At 58.6% G+C, this 23,509-nt stretch carries 24 protein-coding genes; 22 read left to right on the top strand and 2 right to left on the bottom strand.

The window, feature by feature from the left end:
* Window positions 1-73: 73 nt before the first annotated feature.
* The 16 genes from ACDC66_RS10200 to ACDC66_RS10125 all read left to right on the top strand — a co-directional run bounded on the left by ACDC66_RS10200 (window position 74) and on the right by ACDC66_RS10125 (window position 17,392).
* The gene (locus ACDC66_RS10200; protein WP_376696611.1) at window positions 74-1,231 is read left to right on the top strand and encodes a glycosyltransferase family 4 protein; all 1,158 of its coding nucleotides are present in this window, start codon (window positions 74-76) and stop codon (window positions 1,229-1,231) included.
* Window positions 1,228-2,406, top strand: a complete 1,179-nt coding sequence (locus tag ACDC66_RS10195) for a glycosyltransferase family 4 protein (protein WP_376696610.1) — start codon at window positions 1,228-1,230, stop codon at window positions 2,404-2,406. Before ACDC66_RS10200 ends, ACDC66_RS10195 begins: the two co-directional genes overlap by 4 nt.
* The gene (locus ACDC66_RS10190) at window positions 2,403-3,518 is read left to right on the top strand and encodes a hypothetical protein (RefSeq protein WP_376696609.1); all 1,116 of its coding nucleotides are present in this window, start codon (window positions 2,403-2,405) and stop codon (window positions 3,516-3,518) included. The genes ACDC66_RS10195 and ACDC66_RS10190 overlap by 4 nt, the downstream gene beginning before the upstream one ends.
* Before the next feature lie 35 nt (window positions 3,519-3,553).
* Window positions 3,554-4,327, top strand: coding sequence for a hypothetical protein (locus ACDC66_RS10185; protein ID WP_376696608.1), 774 nt, complete (start codon window positions 3,554-3,556; stop codon window positions 4,325-4,327).
* A gap of 93 nt (window positions 4,328-4,420) precedes the next feature.
* A complete protein-coding gene (locus tag ACDC66_RS10180) occupies window positions 4,421-5,455 on the top strand; it encodes a sugar-transfer associated ATP-grasp domain-containing protein (protein ID WP_376696607.1) in 1,035 nt (344 codons plus the stop codon).
* A 107-nt stretch (window positions 5,456-5,562) separates the two neighbouring features.
* A complete protein-coding gene (locus ACDC66_RS10175; protein WP_376696606.1) occupies window positions 5,563-6,282 on the top strand; it encodes a class I SAM-dependent methyltransferase in 720 nt (239 codons plus the stop codon).
* Window positions 6,283-7,140: 858 nt separating this feature from the next.
* Window positions 7,141-7,785: a ParB N-terminal domain-containing protein gene (locus ACDC66_RS10170; RefSeq protein WP_376696605.1), complete on the top strand. Its 645-nt coding sequence runs from the start codon at window positions 7,141-7,143 to the stop codon at window positions 7,783-7,785.
* 166 nt (window positions 7,786-7,951) lie between these two features.
* On the top strand, window positions 7,952-9,007 hold the full coding sequence (locus tag ACDC66_RS10165; protein ID WP_376696604.1) for a hypothetical protein: 1,056 nt from the start codon (window positions 7,952-7,954) through the stop codon (window positions 9,005-9,007).
* Between the two features lie 77 nt (window positions 9,008-9,084).
* On the top strand, window positions 9,085-10,197 hold the full coding sequence (gmd, locus tag ACDC66_RS10160) for a GDP-mannose 4,6-dehydratase (protein ID WP_376696603.1): 1,113 nt from the start codon (window positions 9,085-9,087) through the stop codon (window positions 10,195-10,197).
* 66 nt (window positions 10,198-10,263) lie between these two features.
* Window positions 10,264-11,223 carry a GDP-L-fucose synthase gene (gene fcl / locus ACDC66_RS10155; protein ID WP_376696602.1) on the top strand — a complete coding sequence of 320 codons (960 nt, stop codon included), beginning with the start codon at window positions 10,264-10,266 and terminating at the stop codon, window positions 11,221-11,223.
* 24 nt (window positions 11,224-11,247) lie between these two features.
* Window positions 11,248-11,625: a VanZ family protein gene (locus ACDC66_RS10150; protein ID WP_376696601.1), complete on the top strand. Its 378-nt coding sequence runs from the start codon at window positions 11,248-11,250 to the stop codon at window positions 11,623-11,625.
* A complete protein-coding gene (locus ACDC66_RS10145; protein ID WP_376696600.1) occupies window positions 11,610-12,680 on the top strand; it encodes a nucleotidyltransferase family protein in 1,071 nt (356 codons plus the stop codon). Before ACDC66_RS10150 ends, ACDC66_RS10145 begins: the two co-directional genes overlap by 16 nt.
* Before the next feature lie 230 nt (window positions 12,681-12,910).
* Complete coding sequence (locus ACDC66_RS10140) at window positions 12,911-15,100, top strand: hypothetical protein (RefSeq protein WP_376696599.1); 2,190 nt, start codon at window positions 12,911-12,913, stop codon at window positions 15,098-15,100.
* A 91-nt stretch (window positions 15,101-15,191) separates the two neighbouring features.
* Complete coding sequence (locus ACDC66_RS10135) at window positions 15,192-16,364, top strand: LegC family aminotransferase (protein WP_376696598.1); 1,173 nt, start codon at window positions 15,192-15,194, stop codon at window positions 16,362-16,364.
* Window positions 16,365-16,708: 344 nt separating this feature from the next.
* Window positions 16,709-16,963, top strand: coding sequence for a type II toxin-antitoxin system prevent-host-death family antitoxin (locus tag ACDC66_RS10130; RefSeq protein WP_376696597.1), 255 nt, complete (start codon window positions 16,709-16,711; stop codon window positions 16,961-16,963).
* On the top strand, window positions 16,964-17,392 hold the full coding sequence (locus ACDC66_RS10125) for a hypothetical protein (protein ID WP_376696596.1): 429 nt from the start codon (window positions 16,964-16,966) through the stop codon (window positions 17,390-17,392).
* Window positions 17,393-17,924: 532 nt separating this feature from the next.
* On the opposite strand, the gene ACDC66_RS10120 is transcribed toward ACDC66_RS10125, so the two are convergent.
* Both ACDC66_RS10120 and ACDC66_RS10115 read right to left on the bottom strand, forming a co-directional pair.
* Complete coding sequence (locus ACDC66_RS10120) at window positions 17,925-18,338, bottom strand: hypothetical protein (RefSeq protein WP_376696595.1); 414 nt, start codon at window positions 18,336-18,338, stop codon at window positions 17,925-17,927.
* Between the two features lie 53 nt (window positions 18,339-18,391).
* Window positions 18,392-18,703: a nucleotidyltransferase domain-containing protein gene (locus ACDC66_RS10115; RefSeq protein WP_376696594.1), complete on the bottom strand. Its 312-nt coding sequence runs from the start codon at window positions 18,701-18,703 to the stop codon at window positions 18,392-18,394.
* Window positions 18,704-19,073: 370 nt separating this feature from the next.
* On the opposite strand from ACDC66_RS10115, the gene ACDC66_RS10110 reads away from it, so the two are divergent.
* The 6 genes from ACDC66_RS10110 to ACDC66_RS10085 all read left to right on the top strand — a co-directional run bounded on the left by ACDC66_RS10110 (window position 19,074) and on the right by ACDC66_RS10085 (window position 23,298).
* A complete protein-coding gene (locus tag ACDC66_RS10110; protein ID WP_376696593.1) occupies window positions 19,074-19,340 on the top strand; it encodes a type II toxin-antitoxin system Phd/YefM family antitoxin in 267 nt (88 codons plus the stop codon).
* On the top strand, window positions 19,337-19,714 hold the full coding sequence (locus tag ACDC66_RS10105) for a type II toxin-antitoxin system RelE/ParE family toxin (RefSeq protein ID WP_376696592.1): 378 nt from the start codon (window positions 19,337-19,339) through the stop codon (window positions 19,712-19,714). The genes ACDC66_RS10110 and ACDC66_RS10105 overlap by 4 nt, the downstream gene beginning before the upstream one ends.
* Before the next feature lie 509 nt (window positions 19,715-20,223).
* On the top strand, window positions 20,224-20,472 hold the full coding sequence (locus ACDC66_RS10100; protein ID WP_376696591.1) for a FitA-like ribbon-helix-helix domain-containing protein: 249 nt from the start codon (window positions 20,224-20,226) through the stop codon (window positions 20,470-20,472).
* Entirely contained in the window at window positions 20,469-20,900 is a 432-nt protein-coding gene (locus ACDC66_RS10095; protein ID WP_376696590.1) for a type II toxin-antitoxin system VapC family toxin, read from the top strand. The genes ACDC66_RS10100 and ACDC66_RS10095 overlap by 4 nt, the downstream gene beginning before the upstream one ends.
* Window positions 20,901-21,211: 311 nt before the next feature.
* Window positions 21,212-22,399: a UDP-N-acetylglucosamine 4,6-dehydratase gene (locus tag ACDC66_RS10090; RefSeq protein WP_376696589.1), complete on the top strand. Its 1,188-nt coding sequence runs from the start codon at window positions 21,212-21,214 to the stop codon at window positions 22,397-22,399.
* A 503-nt stretch (window positions 22,400-22,902) separates the two neighbouring features.
* A complete protein-coding gene (locus ACDC66_RS10085) occupies window positions 22,903-23,298 on the top strand; it encodes a GxxExxY protein (protein ID WP_376696588.1) in 396 nt (131 codons plus the stop codon).
* Window positions 23,299-23,509 lie beyond the last annotated feature (211 nt).

Here is a 23,509-nt window from a genome sequence, read left to right as displayed (position 1 = left end):
ACTGGGCCAACCGGTGCTTTTTCCTTCAGCTTCTTCCTTGCCCGCGCCGCTTGAATCTTTCAGCTAGAAAGCAATGCGCCTACTGATCAACACCTCACTCCTCCGCTTTGGCGGCGCGGTACAGGTTGCCCTGTCCTTCATTTATGAGTGCAGGCGACATAATCGACACGAGTATCATGTGGTGGTCGGACCAGGTGTCGGCGCGGTGCTCGATCCGGCGGAGTTTCCGGAGAATTTCCGTTTCCATCACAAGAGCTTCGGGGTGATGAAGCTGCCCAAGCTGCCGCGGGTACAACGGGAGATGGCGGCTATTGAGCGGCGGGCTCGACCCGATTGCGTGGTAACCTCTTCCGGGCCTCCATTCTGGCGCAGTCATGCACCGCACCTGGTGGGCTTCAATCGGCCACTGTTCATTTACCCGGAATCACCTTACCTGCAGAATCTTCCACACACCCGGAAGGCCCGGCTTGCGGCCGAACGCTGGTTGCATTGCCGCTATTTTCGGCGCGATGCCGACGCATTGATCGTGCAGACAGACGATGTCAACCAGCGTGTACGCCGGCTGTTGCGCACGGACCAGGTATTCACTGTCACCAACAACCATAATGGCTGGTACAGCCAGCCCGAGGAGCATCCGGCGCGTCTAACGGAGCGAAAGGATGATACGTTTCGGTTTCTTACCTTGACCAGCTACTATCCGCACAAGAATCTCGAACTGATCCCTCGGGTCATCCAGGCTTTGCCTGCAGCATTGCGAAAAAGAACGGAGTTCGTGCTCACGCTCACCGAAGCTCAGTACCGAGAGCGGATCGGTACAGAGATCCCCGCACAGGTACGCCTGATCGGGCCGGTGCCGCCTCCGGAGTGTCCGTCACTCTACCAGGAATGCGATGCAATGTTCCTTCCTACCCTGGCTGAGTGCTTTTCGGCCTCCTACCCGGAGGCGATGAAAATGGAGAAGCCGATCGTCACAACGGACCTGGGCTTTGCCCGCAGTATCTGTCAGGATGCCGCACTGTATTTCCAGCCCTGCGATGCGAACTCGGCGGCCAGGCAGATTACCCGCCTGATCGAGGACCCGGCCCTCCAGGGCGAACTTCGGGAACGTGGGCGACACCGTCTTTCCGACTTCGACACCCCTGTACAGCGCGCCGAGAAGATCCTGTCAATCTGCGAAGACCTGGTTGTCGAGCGCAGCGGAAAGGCTTATGTGAAGAGCCTGGGCGTGTGAGCACTAACACAAGCAAGGCGCGCGGAAGAAACCTGGTGATCCTCAACCAGGCCGCCAACTACCTCACGGTCGGATTCGCCAATGCCTTCAACCGCAGGTTCGATTCGGTCACCCTGATCACCGGCAGCGTGCACGTGCAGGGCGAAAAACTCGGTGACGACATCCGGGTTCACACCATCAACCGCTGGCATGAGCGCCCGACTCGAAAAAAGGCCCTGTCCTACGCTTTGGGGCTTCTTCGGATGTGGTGGCTGCTGATGACCCGTTACCGGCACCACGAGGTGCTGTTCGTCTCCGTGCCCCCCATGGGCTACCTGCTCAACCTGATCCTTCCGCACCGTTTCAGTATGGTGATCTGGGACGTTTACCCCGATACGCTCCGGATTACCGGCATGCCGGAGTCCCATCCCGTATACCGAATCTGGGCCTGGCTGAACCGTCGCTCATTCCGCAAGGCCTACCGGCTGTTCACCATCAGCGAGGTGATGGCAGACGCGCTCTCGAAGTATGTTGATCGGGAGCGGCTGATCATCCAGCCGATCTGGTCCATCTTCCAGGGCGACGAGCGGATTCCAGTGGATCGCAATCGATTCCTCACGGAGCACGACCTCGGGAAACGCTTCATCGTGCAGTATTCGGGGAACATAGGCCTGACACACAATGTCGAGCTGTTGGTCGACATTGCCGAACGGTTGCAGGATCGCCCTGATATCCTTTTCCAGATCATCGGCCGAGGCCCGCGCGAACCGTACATTCGGCGGCTGGTCGACGAACGGGGACTCTCAAACGTGCAGATGCTGCCGTTTCAGTCCGACGAGATGTTTCCGCACTCGCTATCGGCTGCTGATCTCGGCGTGGTCATTCTCAACGACCGCGTCAGCCAGGGCTCGGTGCCGAGTAAAGCATTCAACCTGATGAGTTTCGGGATCCCTTCGCTTTACGTATCGTCCCCGGACAGCCAGTTGGCGCGCTACGCAGAGAAATACGGCCATGCCCGCTGTCTGACCCATGAGCAGCTCGACGATATCGGTGACTTTATTACCAAAGTGGCCGCCCGGACCGACCTCCGCGAAGCCATGAGCGAGCGGTCAACAATTGCCGCTGAGGATTTCCGGCGGGACAACGCGGATCGTTTTGCCACAGCCTATTTTCAGGAACCTGTAAAAGCCACATGAATCGGATACTCTCCGACAATCTAAAGAACCTTCGCGGCTGGCGCACGCCAAGAAAACTTGTAGCCTTTGCCGTGGATGACTACGCCAACGTGCGCGTGGCCTCCAAGGAAGTCCGGCAGCGGCTAGTGGATGCCGGGCTGGACCTGTCCCATCAGATGGACCGCTATGACGCTCTGGAGACCCGGCAAGATCTGGAAGCCCTGTTCGATGTGCTGGACTCAGTTCGCGACAGTCGGGATCGACCTGGGAAGTTCACGGCCTACGCGCTCTCGGCCAACCCGGATTTCGCACGAATTCGTGCTGACGGTGAGCACTATCACGGTGAATCCGTGCCGGCGACCTTCGCGCGCCTGGAATCCGAGCAGCCTGCTGCCTACCAGGGTGCCTGGGCGCTGTGGCAGGAAGGCATGGCGCGGGACCTGCTGCAGCCACAGTTCCACGGGCGTGAACACCTGAACGTGGAACTGTTCGAGCACAAGCTTAGATCGGGCGCGCCAGACCTGCTCGCCAACATCGAGCAGGACAGTCTCGCGGGTATCGCTGATGATCCGGCGATGCCGGGGGTGGGTTTCACGCATGCCTTCGGAATGCACGACGACGCCGCCCTGCCCGGCCATCGGGAGATTCTTGCCAACGGTCTGGATCTCTTCGAACAAGTCTGGGGGATTCGCTCGAAAACCTTCACACCGCCGGCCCAGAAGCTGCATCCCTCACTATATGAAACGGCGGAATCCGGTGGTGTCGTATCTATCGACAAGCCGTTTCGCTGCACCAGAGCGATGGGCGACGGCACATCTCGCCGCGAAGTCAACCGCAGCGGCCGTCAACGCGGCCAGAATCATCTGACCGTGGTCCGCAACGTGGTCTTCGAGCCCGGCAAGGATATGGGATTCGATCCGGTCGAGCGCGCGGTGCAGCAGGTCGCCGCGGCCTTTCGCTGGCGCAAGCCGGCCATCATCAGCTCGCACCGCGTCAATTTCTGTGGTCACCTGGACGAGGCTAATCGCAAGCACGGGCTAGCGGCATTGCAAAGGCTATTGGACCGCATTATCACTCGTTGGCCCGATGTGGAGTTTATCAGTATCGATTGTCTAGTCTCGGACATGGCGTAGCTCAATCGATATAAGCATTCAAGCGAAGGGTAAAAATGATTGATTGGTTGGCATTCACGGCACGGCGACCCCTTTACAACACCTATATGGGTTATTGGATGTACACCCATGTACTGCTCAACCGACGTCGTAAAAGTTTCGCCAAGCTTCGAAAGCTCGTAAACAGGGAGAACCGATTTTTTCTCACCGGCTACCCTCGTTCTGGAAACACGTACCTCACAGGTCTGGTGCGTCAAATTTTGCAGGTCAATGACTTCGGCCATCACCTTCACACCCCGCTCAGCCTTAAGATAGCAATTGACAAGAGATTGAAAACGTACGTGATTTTCCGGTCACCTATGGAGAATGTAATGTCCTTGGGCCTGCTAAATTCAAACCAGGCGAGGCGCTTTGTGCGGTTTCGTTGGATGGAGAACGCCTATGCACTTCAGAAATCGCTATTGCTGCTATATTTGCGCGAATACATTCACTACCATGAATATGTGCTTTCCAGATCAGACAGGATTACTCTCTTTTCATCTGATCAGGTCTTTTCCCAAACTCAGGATGTACTTAGACGTATTGCCATTGACAACGGGCTGGATGTGTCGCAGGTTGATGATGAGAATTGCGCCAGAGCTAGAATAGATTTCCTGAAGCACAAGGGGAGTGACCAGAATGGACAGCTTACTGCTGGCGTCCCCAATCCTCAGAAAGATCTTGCCAAACGCAAATTGCGAGAGAAAGTTGAGGATCATCCGCTCATGTATCGAGCGATTAGCATATTCAAGCGTATGGAAGATGAGTCTCTTAGTGCGACGAACTTGTGAACAACTTGCTGATAAGGTCGGATACTCCCCCAATATTGGGCGCGACTCACTCAGTTTGCCTTTTAGACAAGTTCCTGAACAGTAGGAACCGATTTGAAAACGCTGCGCAGAATCGTATACCTGGCCTACTACTTGCGACACATGAACTGGCCGATTTTGAAGCGCTTCATGGGCCATGTTCGCGAACGGGACGGTATCGGCCACACACAGCAGATACTAGCGTTTGTGATGGATTCCCTACGCTACAACATCTCACCTCTGGAGTGGTACCAGTTCGGATTCGTGTCGCTGACGCCGAAAGAAAAGACCGCTTGGGCCGGCACCGGCACCATGTACGAATTCCAGTTGCGCGCCAATCCTCCGGAAAGTCGAGGCATTCTGGACGACAAGCGGCGCTTCCACCAGGCCTATCGGCCATTCTTTCGCCATCCTGTCTGGAGCCTGGAGGAACTGGCCTCCGACACATCGCTCATTCAACGCATCCTGAAGGAGTACGACCAACTGGTGTTCAAGGATGCAACGGGCAACTGCGGCAAAAACGTACGAATACTGGAAACAGCAAGACTGGACGCAGATTCGCTGACCGACTGGATGAAATCGGAAGGATTCGACCTGGTTGAAGGCTTCGTAGAGCAGCACCCTGATCTGCAGGCACTATCGCCCTCCGGCGTCAACACAGTTCGCATATTCACACTGATCGACCGTCAGGGCGAATACCACCTCCTGGGCTGCCGGCTGCGCATCTCGGTCGATTCGCCGGTCGATAACCTGGCTGCCGGCAACCTGGCCGCCCCCATCGACGATATCAGTGGAATCGTCACCGGGCCAGGACTGTACTCCGACATCACCCGGAAGCCCGAAGTTGTCCACCCGGTAACCGGAACCCCAATCAATGGATTCCGGGTTCCCCACTGGCAGGAGACTCTGGATCTTGTAGAAAAGGCTAGTCGCAAGTACCCCGAAAACCGCTCGGTTGGCTGGGACGTGGTCATCACGCCTGATGGCCCTGGCCTGATCGAGGGAAACCATGACTGGTGCAAACTCTTATGGCAACTGCCGGTGCAGACAGGGCTGAAGCACTTGTTGCGCCTGAGCCCAACTTCCCGCCATAAGATCAAGTCTTACTAACCTGGCACAGGACACCGAACCGCGCAATATTCAATGTTGCCACAATGCACCCGACCATTCTGCCATGCTTCTTAGCCCCACTAGAATTGTACTTATGGAGATAAACATTGAGTAATAACGATCAGAAAACAGAAAAGCAGACGTCCTTTTATAATGAACGCAATGCATCGACCTACGATCAGATACGCTTCTCCTCGCCAAGCGGAAAGGTTATCGACGAGCTTGAAGGGCTCCAGTTGGCTCGAAGCATTGATTTCCTGAAAGCAGGATCAAAGATCCTGGAAATTGGCGCAGGAACAGCCAGGTTTTCAATTGATTTAGCCAAACGAGGGTTTGAAGTGACGGCCCTTGAGCCGTCCACCGCAATGCTTGCAAAGGCAAAGGAGAAGGCAAGGGGATTACAGAACATTGCCTTTGTGGAGGCGCCCGGGGAAGACACTGGATTGCCGCCCAACACTTTTGATCTTGTATTCTCCACTAGAGTTCTTAACCGGCTTCTTACAAAGGAAACCGCGATTGCGGTAATCGAGGAAAAGATTCGAGTCTGCAAGCCAGGGGGCCTGATTTCCATTGATTTTGCCAGCAGCGAGTTTCTCCTGAAACGGCCGGCGACCCCCGTCGTCTTCTCTTGTCAGGAAGTGCGGGATATTGCGACGCGAAATAACTGTTCGGTTATCCGAACAAACGGTATGTTCATTCTTGGCGGGAGCTTTGTAAGCAAGCTTCCAAAACCCCTTCTCCCCGCATGGAAAAAGCTTGAAATCGGCATATCCAACAAGATTGTTAGGCGCAGTTCAAAGGTAACGATGATCCTGAAGAAGCAGTGAAGCAAAATAGCATCTGCCGCCTCCCTACAACATCACTCGCCCCAAGTGCTGCAATTGACTAGAGGCCAAAAACTGCAATGGCAACGCTAACTGGATACAAATGATCACCCGCGTTCTAATATTCATAAAGCGACGACTTCCTTGGGCGTGGGTTCCGGTTGACCGGGCAAACGGCTTCTGCTTTCGTTTCCTCTACAGTAAACGAATGCTGAAACAGGTTGAGCGGGCATTTTCAGAGTTTGGGCTCGATGGATTCACTTTTGCTCCCCTCAAGGAAGATAACCTGCCGGACGTTCGCGCTCTCATCGAACGCCAAACCCCAGATCGACTGGAGCACTTTCAACCGCACGCTTTTGATGAAAGTACGCTCAGGTGCTTGCACAAAAATCCCGCATTCCTCATGTTTGGAGTATTTAGCGGTGCGAACCTGGTCGGATACTTTTTTCTACGCTGCTTCTCTAATCGCCGATGCTTTGTTGGCCGACTCATTGACGAGCCTTTCGAAAAGCAGGGAATCGGGCGTGTCATGAATCAGATCTTGTATCACAGTTGCTGGTGGTCCGGATTTCGCTGCATGACGACAGTTTCGAAGAGCAACGCTGCGGTCATTCGATCACATGAGCGCAACCCATATGCCCGAGTTCGTCATGCTCTGTCGGATGACTATATGCTTATTGAATTCTGCCCTGACTCTGAGAGGCGGGGCAACACGCCACACTGAATTCGCTCTGCGCACCCCCGGGGACTAACCCACGTATTTGAGGACTAGAAGTATCAATGATGAGGAAAAGGAAGTTGGATACGCTAGCCCGAAAAGCTAGAAATTCTATGCTTCCCGTAGCGCTAGATTCTGTCTCAATGATGCTCTACGTATCACGGAAGGTAATTGACCCCCTGGCACCATACTTTATTCGACCTATTTACGTTGATCCTTTTGAGATCAAACATTCTATAGAGCCCAGTGACTTCGTTCGCCGAGGCCGATATCGACTTTCTGGCACTGTTGTGTCAGAAGACTGGGATCCCGTCATTGAAATGCCCCCAAAGCATAGATTGCTATCTATGGCATTTAGTGCTCGGTTTCTGCATCAGATAGACTCAACAAACGAAGCAATTAGGGCTTTTGCAATTCGTGAGGAAGACGCGCATGAGTTCCAGCGTATGTTTGACGAAGTTCAGAAGGAGCGTTATTCAGTACTGTTTGAAGGAATACGAAAAAGCGGATTCAGGATCGCTAGCTTCGGAAGCACGGGGGTGGAGCCCTTCCACATATGCATAGAAGAAAATGGAGACCTATTGTTCACGACGGGAAAGCATCGGCTGGCAATTGCCAAAGCGATTGGTTTCGACACAATCCCTGTCCGCGTCGCAGGTCGACATACTGGGTGGATCCGGTACCGCCAGGCCTTCCATCGTCGACTTGCCGCCGATTGTCTTAGCGACTTGGACCGCGACCGCTTGGCGCATCCAGACCTGCAGGATTTGATCTACCGTGCCGCGTGACTCAACTCCAAGAGTGCAGGGTCAGCATTGATAGGACAGCGCTCCCTACGCAGGCACCGATTCAACCAATTGCTCAATCATTCGATCGACCGCGAATCGCCGGCCGATTAGACATGCAAACGTGTATGACCAAGATTCTTGATATCCCAGATCGACCGAGCTACTGATGGACTGGCTAATCCACATTGGTACGGAGAAGACTGGCAGCTCGCATATCCAGTCACTGCTGGCTTTATCGCGTGACAGCCTCACTCCTAGTGGAATCGCTTTCCCCCGCGGAGATCTTCACGATGAACGCTGCATGCGGAAAGGGCAGATATCAGCCGGCAACGCCAAGTCACTGGCCAAGGCGCTAAGCATCAGCGACGAAGCCGCCGCAAAGGCGCAAGTCCATTTGGCGAGAAGGTCTACTGTACGGGAGGGTCTGAATCGTGTCGTTCTTTCGAGCGAGTGGCTACTCTCGTCGCTGGCAGAGGGAGACAATGCTCGCAGGCTTGTAACGCTGTTAAATGATGCCGACGCCTCATCCATCTCCTTTCTACTGGTATTGAGGGATCCTCTGGAGCAGTGCCTATCCTTGTATAAACATCGCGCAAAGGGCGGCACTGCCGGCACAATCGCTGACTGGCTCAAGACTGGCTATCAGCTACCTTTCGAGCTCAGAGCCGTCCGCCAGAAGCTTGATGAGCTGGATTGCGAGCTTGTCGTGCGAGGCCTAGGCAAGGAGCCGGGCACGCTCGAGCGATTGTTCTTCGACGACTGGCTCGGGGTTCCAGCGCCTGCTGTGGAGCTACCTGCCACGGTCAATCCCTCCCTCACGCTGTCAGAGCTCGTGCTAATCAGACAAATGGCCGAAGTCCGCCCCGACCTGGTGCCCTCCCTATACGATGCGCTAGTAGCAGTTCCCGGAGACGACAAGATCCAAGGCGAAGCCCTGGAAGCACACGCGCGCGCGGTTGCCGCGCAGGCCGTGGCGATGCATGCCGAGGAATGGTCAGCCTGGAACGAACGCCTGCCACAAGACGAACAACTCTGCATTCCCGATAGTCCCGTGCACATGCCTCCTGCGCCCAAGGAGCTGGGTTTGAGTGAGCGGCAAATGCAAGCGGTCAGCGCGCTGTTGGGCAAGGCGGCGACACCACAGTTCATTGCTCAGGTGTTCTGGCGCTCACAAGTGCGGCCCGCACTAGGCCGCATCAAGAGGCGTTTGCTCGGTCAATAGCATCCGACCTCCCGGGTTTTGTTCCATCGTGGACCTCGCTTTCTCCCTGAATATTCAACCATCGAGCCTCCAATTCAATGTCTAAAGTTGCACTAATCACCGGCGTCACCGGCCAGGACGGCGCCTACCTGACCGAGTTTCTGCTGAACAAGGGCTACCAGGTCCACGGCATCAAACGCCGGGCGTCTTCTTTCAATACCCAGCGGATCGACCATCTTTATCAGGACCCGCACGAACCCGATCCGCGGCTCGTACTGCACTACGGAGATCTGACTGATTCCACCAATCTGATCCGAATCGTTCAGCAAGTGCAGCCCGACGAGATTTACAACCTGGGCGCGCAGAGCCACGTGGCCGTGTCGTTCGAAAGCCCCGAGTACACGGCCAACAGCGATGCCATGGGCACGCTCCGTCTGCTCGAAGCCATTCGGATTCTGGGCATGGAGGACAAGGTTCACTTCTACCAGGCCTCGACCTCGGAGATGTTCGGTAAGGTTCAGGAAGTGCCCCAGCGCGAGACCACGCCCTTCTACCCGCGCTCACCCTACGGAGCGGCGAAGCTGTACGGGCACTGGATCACCGTCAACTACCGCGAGTCCTACGGGCTCTATGCCTGCAGCGGCATTCTGTTCAATCACGAGTCACCGCTGCGGGGCGAGACCTTCGTGACGCGCAAGATCACCCGTGCGCTGGCCCGCATCCACCTGGGGCTGGACGACTGCCTCTACCTGGGTAACCTGAATGCATTGCGCGACTGGGGCCATGCTCGCGACTACGTCGAAGCGCAGTGGCTCATGCTGCAACAGGACGAGCCTGATGACTACGTCATTGCCACCGGCGAGCAGCACTCGGTGCGCGATTTCGTCATTGCCGCGGCCGGCCGCCTGGAGATTGAGATCGATTGGCGCGGAGAGGGCGATCAGGAGCACGGCGTGGTCGCAGCGGCTCCGGAAGACAGCTGCGCAAAGCCCGGTGATCGCATTGTGGCCGTGGACCCACGCTATTTTCGGCCCACAGAGGTGGAGACGCTACAGGGCGATCCATCGAAGGCGCGGGAGAAGTTGGGCTGGCAACCTACGATCAGTTTCGGCGAACTTGTCGCAGAAATGGTTGACAAGGACGTCGAGCGAGCACGCCGTGATGCGCTGATTGAGAAGCATGGTTACCAGGCGTATCGGTTTAGGGAATGAGTCAGGTCAAAGGTCAAAGGTGAAAGGTGAAAGGTGAAAGAGGAAAGAGGAAAGGATGGAGTTTCGATGACAAGTAAGGGATTTGAATCGGGCCGCGGTTGCATTTTTGTGGCCGGAGGGGGTGGCATGGTTGGTGGCGCGATTTGCCGGGCGCTGGACAAGGCCGGGCACGAGGGGGTTCTGGCGCCGCCACGCTCGGAGCTAGACCTTGGTGATCAGAAGGCGGTGGACGATTGGTTTGCTGAGAATCGGCCGGATCACGTTTTCCTGGCCGCGGCGAAGGTGGGTGGCATTCATGCCAATGAAACCTACCCGGCCGAGTTCATTCACGACAACCTGGTCATCGAAACCAACGTGATTCACTCTGCGTGGAAATACGGAGTGAAGAAGCTGTGCTTCCTGGGCTCGTCGTGCATTTACCCGAAACACGCGCCGCAGCCGATGAAGGAGGAGCACCTGCTTACCGGGCCGCTGGAACCGACCAACGAATGGTACGCCGTTGCCAAGATCGCGGGCATCAAAATGTGTCAGGCATACCGGCGGCAGTATGGATTTGACGCGATTAGTCTGATGCCGACCAATCTCTATGGGCCGGGCGATAACTTCCACCCGAAGAACTCGCACGTACTGCCGGCGCTGATCCGGCGGTTTCATGAAGCCAAGGAAGCGGGCCGGGACGAAGTCACAATCTGGGGCACCGGAACGCCTCGGCGGGAATTTCTGCATGTCGACGATCTGGCGGATGCCTGCCTGTTTTTGATGAACAACTATTCCTCGGAGGAGATCGTCAACGTCGGGGTCGGGGAGGACATCACCATTCTCGATCTGGCGCGGCTGGTGGCCGATGTGATTGGATTCGAGGGGGAGATTCGCACCGATCCTTCGAAGCCGGATGGGACGCCTCGCAAGCTGCTCGATGTTTCTCGGTTGCAGAAGCTTGGGTGGAGTGCTTCGATTGGGTTGCGGGAAGGGGTGCGGGAGACGTATGAGTGGTTTTTGGCGAATTGGGGTGAGGTGCGGTTGTGACAGGTGAAAGGTAGAAGGTGAAAGGTGAAAGGTGAACCACCCAGGAAGTCGAACCCTGCCTCGCATGCGCGTTGGGCGGTGGCGGTTGCAGCGATCCTGGCCATTCTGCTGGGCTCACTTCTGCCCGGTGGCACGCTTGTAGTGCCGATCGACATCGAGCCGCCCACCAAGCATTTGCTCGCCTACGGCCTCCTCGGCGCCTTGCTCGTGCTCGCCACGGGCGCCGGCTGGCTCAAGGCGCTTTTGCTCGCCGCCATTCTGGCGCTCGCGGGCGTTCTTATCGAAATCCTCCAGCTTTTTATCCCCGATCGCTCCTTTCTGTGGATCGATATTCTGACCGGCTGCCTGGGCGCGCTCGCCGGCGTGGTCCTGGGCCGATTCATTCAATGGTTCGTTCGCTGAAGGCTGGCCCCGAACGCATTCCGGCCCATGACGTGGCCGGACAACTGCGCTGGTTGCGCGAACACCGGCTCGTCGCTCTCTCGGGGCTGCTCCAGCAACGGGGGATGATTTCCGCGGACGTGGCATCCCTGGCCCGGGGATTCGAAGCGAACAAGCCCACGGTCGGCGAGGCACAGATGGCCGAGGAAAAGCGCGTGTTCGCGGGCCTGGCGTCCGCCGCGGTGCCGGCGCTGGCACTCAAGGGCGCGCGGCTGGCCTGGAGCATCTACGACCATCCGGCGCAGCGACCGCGCACGGACATGGACGTGCTTGTCGCGCCCAAGGCCGTGGCGCAGGGGCGGACTGCGCTCGAGTCGCTGGACTACCGTCCGCTCAACCCGGTCGCCGGCGGCACGCCCATCGAGCAGGAAGCCTGGATTCACGACGGGGCGCACGGGCGCAGCATGGTCGATCTGCACTGGAAACTGCGCAATCACCCCTGCCTGCGCGACCGCCTGGATTTTGACGAGCAATGGGCCGAGGCCATCGCCCTGCCCGGCCTATGCGAGGGCGCGCGCGGGCAAAGCGCGGCGCACGCCTTGCTCAATGCCAGCATGCACTGGTTCGACAGCATCCACGGCGAGCGCTACCCGCTGGTGTGGCTGCTGGACAAGGATCTGCTCTGGCGCGGCATGAACGAGGAGGAACATGGCGCCGTTTGCGAGCTGGCCGGTGAGCGCGGCCTGGCTGGCCTGCTGGCAGAAAGCCTGCGCCTGACGCGAGCCGCATTCGCCACGCCCATCGACGACGATGTAATCGACCAGCTGATCCGGGCTGGCCAGGGCCGCACGCCGACACGGCTGATCGCGCTGCGCCACCGCCGCCTGCGCGCCTTCTGGTTTGCGCTATGGTGCGAAAAGGGCCTGCGCGACAAGCTCTGGCGCCTGCGCCAGTCGGTTCTTCCGCCGGCGGAGCACATGCGGCGGAGATTCCCCGGGGGTTCGCGCCTGGGCCTGCCCGGCCTGTACTGGCAGCGCATCCGGCGCCGCCTTGAACGGCACCGACGGCTCCGATAAGAGCGACGGATAGGCGGGCTATCGCACGAGGGGCTGCCTGGTTCATTCAGGCATTCCAACGTCAGGCACTTCCCGGAGAAGTCTGAAACAGCAAATTGCAATGACCTGGCAATTGCATTATTTTCGAGACCGCTGGTGGCACCTGGGATGAGTCGGTTGTGGGCTCAGCCTGGTCACGCCGGAGGGAGTCAATCGAATTGGTCTCGACCGATTCCAGACAGGGGACACACATGAAAGAATCCGCAAACGCTTTGATCGGGCGCCCGGCCCGCATCGGCCTCGCCCTGGTCGCATTGCTGCTATTGGCAGCACCGGCACTGGCCCAGCAGACCCGCTTCGTGGCCGTCGGCGGCAACGACGCCGGGGATTGCACCGATGCCGGCACGCCGTGTCAGACCATTCAGTACGGCATCGATGAGGCCGACGGGGGCGATACCGTATCCGTGGGTGCCGGCAGCTACGCCGAGGCGCCTTTCATCGACAAGAGTCTGACGCTGGTCTCCGAAGACGGGGCCGCGACGACCACGATCGACGCCGACGGTGCCGAAAACGCAGTCTCGATTGGCGATATCGACGGCTCGTTCGACTCCGAGGGGGGTATCTACCCCGACAACGTGCGGGTGGAGGGCTTCACCGTCGTTGGCTGGACCCGGCGCGGCATCGCCCAGCGCCTGGGGACCGGCACCGTCGAGATCATCGACAACGTCGTCGAGGCCACCGAGGGGACGACGACGACTGCCATTGGCATCGCCGGCGGCACGGACTCGGTAATCAGCGGCAACCTGATCCAGGTCGCGGCGGCCGCTCGGGGTTCATCGAGTTCCAGCATCCTGGCTGTCGGCTCGAATGAAGCGTTGATCTTCGACAATACGGTGTCGGGAGGCGATATCGGCATCGCCCTGGCCGGCGGCCTCTCGAGCACCGATCCGGGCTGGGCCCAGTCGAACGCGGTCGAAGTCCAAAACAACACGATCGGTGGCACGAGTACCGGCATCGCCCTGCAGGGCAACGTCGTGGACGCGCTGATCGAGTTGAACGAGATCAACGGCGTCGGCGGTCGTGCGATATCGCATAGCCCCTACGACGATCCCGCGATCGTGCCCGACAGCATCACCATTGCCGAAAACACCGCCAGCGAGTTCGGAACCCGGGGCTTCAGTTCCGGCCAGAACCCGATGAGCGACTCCATCATCCGCGACAACGATTTCAGCTCGACGGTTGACGGTGCCTGGGGCGTCCAGATCGGCGAAGGCAGCAACAACATCCTGATCGAGGGCAACCTGGTCAGCAGCGACGCCCCCGCGCTCAACCTGCGCGGCATGACCGACTCGAGTGTGGTCGACAATGAACTGACCAGCAACGTCGCCGGCGTCGTGATCCAGCAAAGTGGGCATGCCAACAACGCGCTGACCGCCAACTTGATCAACGGCGGCGTGGTGGTTGGACTCGGCGGCAACACCGACGGCGCGGTGCTGCGCGACAACCAGCTCATCGGCACGCCGCTGGACATCGGTATATTCGTTCAGGGCGATGCCGACACCAGCGGCGGGCCGCTGGATGCCACCTGCAATTGGTGGGACAGCGCCAACGGTCCGTCCGGCGAGGGAGACGGCGGCGGCAGCTCGGTGAGCCAGGACGTTGACTTTCTGCCGTGGAATCTCACGGCCGGGGGCGACTGCCGCGGCGGCCTGGTCGCCGAGGAGCTGGTTGCCGCCAGCCCGGTGACCATCGGCGGCCTGGCCGGACAGCCGGTGGCAGCCGCCGACCTGCCCACCGCGCAGGTGCTCGACCAGTTCGGCGAGCCTTTCGCCGGCACGACGGTCGGCTTCGAGGTCACCACCGGCGACGGCAGCATCGGCGACGCGGTGCAAGTCTCGGACAACAACGGCCTGGTCCAGCTCGGCAGCTGGACGCTCGGAAGCGCGGCCACCCAGGAGGTGAGCGCGACCGCGCCGGGGCTGACCGGCAGTCCGGTGACTTTCGTCGCCGAAGTCGAGCCGGTGGTCGAACTGGGTATCGGTATCACCAATTCGCGCAGCACAAGCGACGCCGGCTCGCGCAATACCTATGTGATCACCGCCGACAATTCCGGTCCCAGCGCAGCCGAGGGCGCCGAGGTCAGCGTGACCTTTCCGCCCCAGCTCGACCCGGCCAGTGCGACCTGGACCTGCTCTGCCGGCCCGGGCAGCGCCTGCACCCCCGTCGGCAGCGGCGAGATTATCGACAACGCGGTCGAGATCGCGGCCGGCGGCGCGGTGACTTACGTTCTGGAAGTCGACGTCCGGCCCGATGCCAGCGGCCTGCTCGTGGTGCCGGCCGAAGTCGTTGCCGGTGACGAAACCGCCAGTGATGTCGACGAGACCGAAATCACCGGCGTCGTCGATGTACTGTTCCAGGATCGGTTCGAAGCCCAGGACTGATCCTGGTAAGCCCGGCGATTCTCCGGATTAGCGCGCGCTTGACCGGGCACACTCGTGTGCCCCGATTCCGATAAATGAGATACGCACCTTGATGACGACCACGATCGAACACTTGAGCGAGGCCGTGGTCGAGCATGTCCGCGGCCTGCACGCCACCGACGATTTCATTCCCCTGCACCGCCCGGTGTTCGCCGGCGACGAGAAGGCGATGCTGGCCGAGTGCATCGACTCGAACTTCGTCTCCTCGGTGGGCAAGCGCGTCGACGAGTTCGAGCAGCGCATGGCCGATTTCACGGGGGCGCGCTTCGGGGTGGCGGTGGTCAACGGCACCAGCGCGCTGCAGGTGGCCTTGAGGGTGGCCGGCGTCGAGTCCGGCGACGAGGTGATCACCCAGTCGCTGACCTTCGTGGCCACCTGCAACGCCATTGCGCACGCTGGCGCGCGGCCCGTGTTCGTGGATGTCTCGCGGGAGACGCTTGGGATGAGCGCCGAGGCGCTCGAGCGCTTCCTGGCCGCCCATGCCGAGCCGCGGGTCGAAGGCTGCGTCAACCGCGGCACCGGCCGGCGCATCGCCGCGTGCATGCCCATGCACACCTTCGGGCACCCTTGCGAGATCGAGGCCATTGCCCGGATCTGCGACAAGTGGAACATCGCCCTGGTCGAGGACGCCGCCGAGTCGCTGGGCAGCTACCGCGGCGAGCGCCACACCGGCACCTTCGGCGCGCTGGGCGTGTTCAGCTTTAACGGCAACAAGATCATCACCACCGGCGGCGGCGGCATGATCGTCACCGACGACGAAGCCCTGGCGAAACACGCCAAGCACCTCACCACCACGGCCAAGGTGCCCCACCCCTACGAGTACGTCCACGACGAGCTCGGCTACAACTTCCGCATGCCCAACCTCAACGCCGCCCTGGGCTGCGCGCAGATGGACCAGTTGCCGGGGTTTCTGGCCGCCAAGCGGGAGATCGCGGAAGGGTATCGGCGTCTTTGCGCGGACCTGGGTGTCGCGTTCATTTCTGAACAGCCCGAAACCCGCACCAACTACTGGCTCAACGCCATCGTGCTCGACTCGCGCCAGGCGCGCGACGCGTTCCTGAAAGCCACCAACGACGCCGGCGTCATGACCCGGCCGATCTGGCGGTTGATGAGCGAGTTGGCGATGTTTTCGGGGTGTCAGAATGATGGGTTGGAGACCTCTGAGTGGCTGGAGGAGCGGGTGGTTTGTTTGCCTTCCTCCGTTCCGGAGGAGGTTAAAGGTTAAAGGAGAAAGGGGAAAGGGGAAGGTTGGAGGTTGAAAGTGAGCAGTGGATCGAGATCGAGGCCAACAGGGTGATAGGCCGTATCAGCCTTGCATCAAGGGTTCGGGTTTCAGGTTGTGGGGCTGGCGCTTTGCGCCAGGGTTGGATCGCATGTCGTCCCGGCCGGAGCGAAGCGGAGAGCCGGGACCTCGCACATTTGGCGCGGCACGGCCTGGCTGAGTGCCAGCGGAAAGGTGCGAGGCCCCGGATCAAGTCCGGGGCGACAAGTTCGCTGTCGTCCCGCCCTTTCTGTCAATTTCATGGATTTTGTGTAATATACGCATATTCTGCATTCCAGAGAGTGGCCATGTCTCAAGTCAAAGCAACGGATGCCCAGCGCAAGTTTGGCCAGGTTCTTCGCGATGCCCAACGCGAGCCGGTGGAGATTCTCAGTCACGGCAAATCGGCGGCCGTTCTGATTTCCTCGCATGAGTACGCTCGGCTCAAGGCCCGGGATCGTCGGGTTGTTCTGGCGGGCCGGATGGATGAAGAAACCGTCCGCCTGATCGAGCAGGCCGAGGCACCGGCCGAGGCCGCCGAGTTCGACCACGAGGTGGACTGATTGGGCGACACCATTCCGGTCAAGCCTGGTGACGTCATCCAGTACGCGTATCTTTGGGCCTACGAAGAGCTCGAAGGCCATGTCGAAGGTCGAAAGGAACGCCCCTGCGCCGTGATGATTGTTCACGCAAGCAAGCATGTTGTGGGGGTGTGCCCGATTACGCATACCCCTCCGAGGGCCAATCACGGTGTTCAGCTTCCCGCACAGACCTGTGAACGCCTGGGCCTGGATGACCAGGCACCTTGCTGGGTCGTTACAACCGAGTTGAATCAGTTCGTCTGGCCAGGGCCGGATATCCGAAGAGTCCCTTCTGGCCAGCACAGCTACGGTTTGATGCCTGCGGCACTGTTCCAGAAGATCAAGGCACAGCTGCTAGCCAATCATGCGCAAGGCCTGGAGGTTGTGTTCAGGACTGACGAGTTAGATTGATGTGTTCCGGTTCGGGGTTTGGGAAACAATTGCTGTCGTCCCGGCCTCCGGATCAAGTCCGGGGCGACACTGGGTTCTCACCTGTCGTCCCGGCCCGCGCGAAGCGAGGAGCCGGGATCTCGCACGCCGATGCCCTGCACGGCCCGGCTGAGTGCCAGCGGATAGGTGCGAGGCCCCGGATCAAGTCCGGGGCGACAAGTTCGATGTCGTTCCGGCCCCAGATCAAGTCCGGGGCGACAAGTTCGCTGCCGTCCCGGCCTCCGGATCAAGTCCGGGGTGACACTGGGTTCTCACCTGTCGTCCCGGCCCGAGCGAAGCGAGGAGCCGGGATCTCGCACGCCGATGCCCTGCACGGCCTGGCTGAGTGCTAGCGGAAAGGTGCGAGGCCCCGGATCAAGTCCGGGGCGACAAAGCCGCTGCCGTCCCGGCCTCCGGATCAAGTCCGGGGTGACAGGAACTATCAGGAAAGCAGGAGGCTGACGGTCGGTTTGGGGCGATTTGGGAGGCTTCGCGGTGTCAGGGCTCGACGGGTTTAGCCAAGTTGCCTGGACTGGTCAGCGACATGCTCCCAGAATTGAAGGAGGTCGGCTGCGCTTCGCACGAACTGATTTAGCGCGGCGGCCTTTAGTTCAGGAGCGTCGGGATACTCGTGGGCGATGGTGTTGCGCGCGATTCGCAGTTCGCGCCATTGCTCGACCGACGGGATGATGCCGATGCGCTCCAGGCGTTGGAGTTTTTGCGCAAACGGCGCGTCCGGAGCCAGCGGCTCCTCCGCCAGATCAAGCAGCATGGGAAGCACCTGCTCCCCCAAGGTGGCTTGCAATTTCGTGAAGCGGTAGGCCATTTGGTCCAGCAGCCGCAGCCGAGCCTTGCTCAATGCCTCGATGCTTGCCGCCGAATACGCGGGTTCACCGTGCTCGTGGAGATCTTCGGCAAGAATTTCCACGTGTAGCTCGCATTCCCTGAACGCTGAATCGAGCTTGCTCCGGGCGGACACGTTCACAGCCGAACACCTTCGAGTCTTGCAACCCGGTCGATGGCCCGCGGTTCGCGGTGCAGTGGTGTGGACAGCACGACATCTACTTTTTCGCCTGCCAGTGCCTTGCTCCTGTCCAACTCGCAAAGAAATTTCAGCTTTGCGCGGTTAAGCCAATCGGCGTCGTCGGAATCGCACTCGACATACAGATCAAAATCGCCGCCCTTGCGCTGGTCGTTCGTACGCGAGCCGAACAGCCGCACCGTCACGTTGGGCCCGAAGGCACGACGCGCAGCGGAGAGGATGACCTGATGTTGCTGTTCGGTGATGCGCATGGGGAGATTATAGCGAACTGGGGGGATTGGGCGGTGGCAGAGGGCCGGCTGAGTGCCAGCGGAAAGGTGCGAGGCCCCGGATCAAGTCCGGGGCGACAAAGTCGATGAAAGGGGAAAGGGGAAAGGGGAAAGGGGAAAGGGGAAAGGTTAAAGGATTTTTCTCGCGCTAAGGCGCAAAGACGCTAAGGGAAAGACGCAAACCATTAAACGTCATAATAAGGTATCCCGCGGAGGCGATAAGGGAAAACCCTTTGGGAATTTAGTTGGGCGGCATGTTTTGCCTCGAGCGCCTTGCTTGGCCTGGGGTTCTCTTGTACAATTATATGTACGTTTAAACGTACTTAGGTGGTTTCCCATGCCAAGAGTTCGATTGGATGAAGATATTCGTCCTCTGTCTGAATTTCGTGCAGCGGTTGCGACATTTGTAAAGCAGCTTCATGAGAGCCGCCGTCCCATGGTGCTGACGCAAAGAGGTCGTGGCGTGGCAGTACTGGTGGATGTTCACGAATACGAAAAGATGCGAGAGCGTCTGGAAATACTGGAAGAGGTGTACAGGGCGGAAGAACAGATCGCATCCGGGGATGGTATTGCGCATGAAGAGGCGAAGGCCCGGATTTTGAACGGGCTGGCCCAATGAAGATCGTCTGGTCCCCGCTTGCCCTGGAGCACGTCGAGGACATAGCCCGGTATATTGCGGAAGATAACCCGGATGCCGCCGTACGATGGGTTGACGATTTATTTGTCGTGGTAGAGCGGCTAGCTGATCTCCCTGAGAGTGGGCGCATGGTTCCCGAAGTGGGATCACGTCGCATCAGGGAGCTGATATTCGGCGCGTATCGGGTTATTTACAGCACCAAAGATCAGGTTGATATTCTGACTGTGCGTCGCAGCAGTCAGCTACTGCGAATGCGCAAGTTGCCCCGCATCTCGCCGACGGGGCATTGTAGCTTTCTGCCGGCGCCAGCCCGGCCGGCGACATCGGAGAATCGCATGAGCCCGAAACCTACCTGATCCCTCATGTTCTTCGGAGAGAGAAAATCAATTGGTTTCTCGCTAAGGCGCTAAGGAAAAATTGGACCGTTGAGAGTCAAAGGCGGATATCCCGCGGAGGCGCTGAGGCGCGGAGGAAAAGAGTTGATGAATATAGTGGGGTTCTCAGGGGTGCGGTGGCCTGGCGGGTTGGTGCTGGTTGGTCAAATGGGCGTTGATTAGCTTTCGCCAAGGCGCGAAGCCGCCAAGACAACCAAATTCGTAATTCAGTTTGAAAGTATTGCCCGATTCTCAAAACTTAGCGCCTTAGCGCCTTCGCGAGAGGCCAGATTTTCTTGCCAAGACGCGAAGAGTAGATAAACGCGAACGATTTTATTTTCATTCGTGGCGCCTTTGCGGCTTGGCGCGAGTATTCAGCCATTTTTTCCTCAGCGCTTCTGCGCCTCTGCGGGATAAACGGCTCTTGCACGACATTGCAGCGATTGATATCGTGATATCATATTGAAGGTCGGAGTTTGCCGGAGGTGATCATGGCGCAGTTTGTGGTTCGGAATCTGGATGAAGATTTGAAGGCGGCGTTGAAGCGGCGGGCGGCGGCGAATGGTTGCAGCATGGAGGAGGAGGTGCGCCGGATTCTGCGGCGGGCGGTGACGGAGCAGCCGGCGGCCTCGACCGGGCTGGGATCGCGCATGGCCGCCCGGTTTTCCGATGCGGGGCTTGACGAGCCGCTGCCCGAGATGCGGGGCCAGGAGATTGATCCGATCGACATGCCCGAATGATCCTGCTCGACACCAATGTGTTGTCGGCCCTGATGCAGCGCCGGCCCGAGCCTTCTGTGGTCGCCTGGCTCGATGTTCAGGCGGCCGAGGCGGTGTTCATTACCAGCATTACCCTGTTCGAGGCCCGCTACGGCCTGGCCGTGCTGGCCGAGGGCCGGCGCAAGGCGAGGTTGCAAAAACAGCTCGATGCGCTCGTTTCTGAAGACCTGGACTACCGGATCGCGGTGTTCGACTCGCGGGCCGCAGATCGGGCGGCCGAACTGGCCGCCGAGCGGAAGCGCTTGGGTCGACCGGTGGATATCCGGGACACCTTCATCGCCGGCATCGCCCTGGCCCACGGAGCGACGCTGGCCACACGCAACACGCGCCACTTTGACGACCTGCCCGTACCGGTGATCAATCCGTGGGAGGCTGGGTTAGAGGCGTGAAGGATTTGTGGCCTGGCGGGTTGGTGTTGTTGGCGCCGATGGTGTTGAATTAGCTCTCGCCAAGCCGCGAAGCCGCCAAGAAGATCAAATTTGTAATGCAGTTTATTGAAAGTATTTTCCGACTCTCAAAACTTAGCGCCTTAGCGCCTTCGCGAGAGGCAAATTTTTTCTCGCCAAGGCGCGAAGGCGCCAAGAATTGAATGATCGAGAATAGGCCTGAGACGATCCATGGCCTGGAGAAAATTCGCAACAATGGAAAACCAGTTTTTTCTTTACTTTGCGCCTTTGCGCCTTTGCGAGAGTAATCTCGAATGAACATACTCGAAATAATCGGCCGGGATCGGGAGCTGTTCGCGGCCGATATTGCCGCCAACGAGGATCGGCTTTCGGAGCTGGTCGCCGCCTCCCGGTTTCTGGTCATCGGCGGGGCCGGGTCGATTGGGCAGGCGGTGGCTCGGGAGATTTTCAAGCGCAATCCGGCCGCCTTGCATGTCGTCGACATCTCGGAGAACAACCTGGTCGAGCTTGTGCGGGATATCCGCTCGACCCTGGGTTATATCGACGGGGACTTCCGGACGTTTGCGCTCGACTGCGGCTCACGCGAGTTCGAGGCCTTGATGGCGGCCGGGGACGGGTACGACTACGTCCTGAATCTCTCGGCGATGAAGCACGTGCGCTCGGAAAAGGATCCGTTCACGCTGATGCGGCTGCTTGAGGTCAACGTGCTCAACACGCTTGCCACTCTCGCGCAGGCGCGCGAGCGGGGGGCGAGCAAGTATTTCTGTGTCTCGACCGACAAGGCGGCCAACCCGGTCAACATGATGGGCGCTAGCAAGCGCATCATGGAGATGTTTCTGATGCGCGAGAGCACCTCAATCCCGATCTCGACAGCGCGCTTTGCCAACGTCGCCTTCTCCGACGGCTCGCTGTTGCACGGCTTCAACCAACGCTTCGCCAAGAAGCAGCCGATTTCCGCGCCCAACGACGTGCGCCGCTACTTCGTCACACCGAAGGAGTCCGGCGAGCTGTGCCTGAGTTCCTGCCTGCTGGGCGAAAACCGCGACATCTTCTTCCCCAAGCTATCGGAGGCCCTGCACCTCACACGCTTTTCCGACATCGCCGTGCGCTACCTCCAGAATCTGGGCTACGAACCCCACGAGTGCGACTCCGAGGACGAAGCGCGCGGCCGCACCGAAGAGCTGATCGCGCAGGGGAAATGGCCGGTGTACTTCTCCGAATCCAATACCACCGGCGAGAAGGACTTCGAGGAGTTCTACACCGGCGAGGAGGATCTGGATATGGAGCGTTTCGAGACGATCGGGGTAATTCGGAATCCGGTGGGCTACGACGAAGTCAAACTAGAACATTTCCTGGCCGCAATCGAGCGGATCCGGAGGCAGCCTGTGTGGGACAAGCCGGAGATTGTGGCGTTGTTTAACTACATGATTCCGGAGTTCAAGCACTTGGAAACTGGCAAATACCTGGATTCTCGAATGTAATTCTTGATTGCTCTCGCGAAGGCGCGAAGACGCTAAGGTTTGAAAATCGGAACATGCTTTCAATAAACTGAATTACAAATTGGGTTCTCTTGGCGGCTTCGCGGCTTAGCGAGAAATATTTTCTCCTCTCGCGAAGGCGCGAAGACGCTAAGGTTTGAAAATCGGAACATGCCTTCAATAAACTGAATTACAAATTTGATTTTCTTGGCGGCTTCGCGGCTTAGCGAGAAATAGTCCTGCCTCTCACAAAGACGCTAAGCTGCTAAGCTTTAAAAAAATTAGGAAATTCCTTCAGGAAGAAAAAGCGTATTTTAATTTCTTGGCGGCTTTGCGGCTTGGCGAGAAACATTTTTCCTCTCGCGAAGACGCTAAGGCGCGAAGATTTGAAAATCCGAACAAGCCTTCAATAAACTGAATTACAAATTGGGTTCTCTTGGCGGCTTCGCGACTTAGCGAGAAAATGCGCTCTCTCCCGAAGACGTAAAGCACGAAGGAATAGGGTTATGGATCCGTCACTCATCCCACCCGAAGAGAAAATCGGGAAAGCCGTGGTGGACTCCGCGGTTATGGTGCATCGGGAGCTGGGATCGGGCCTTCTCGAGTCTGTCTATGAGGCGGCCCTAGCAGCAGAACTGGGGTCGCGCGGCCACATTGTCTCCCGCCAGGTTCCGGTCAGGATCAACTATCGCGGCATGGTATTCGAGGAAGGGTTTCGTGCTGATATCATTGTCGACGAACTGGTCCTGCTGGAACTCAAGAGCGTAGAGCGCCTGAACAATGCCCACAAGAAGCAGCTCCTGACCTATCTTCGCCTGACAAGCCTCAAACTGGGCTATCTGCTCAATTTCGGCGAGTCGTTGATGAAAGATGGCATTATCCGCACAGTAAATGGTCTTTGACAAGTTTCATTGTCTTAGCGCCTTAGCGCCTTCGCGAGAGGAAAGAATGTTTCTCGCCAAGCCGCGAAGGCGCCAAGAAAACCAAATTTGTAATTCTTAGACCTTTCCCCTTGAGCCTGTCCCGATTTCTGTGTAACCGCCCATTCTCATAGATGATCGGTCACCCGATCTTCGAACTGGATAATAAATTGGTTCAGGGCACCCTTCCAGT

It is taken from the genome of Wenzhouxiangella psychrophila (assembly GCF_042310375.1).
Taxonomy (GTDB): domain Bacteria; phylum Pseudomonadota; class Gammaproteobacteria; order Xanthomonadales; family Wenzhouxiangellaceae; genus Wenzhouxiangella.
Note: the sequence above shows the minus strand (reverse complement) of the source record. Positions and strands in the feature narration are given on the sequence as shown.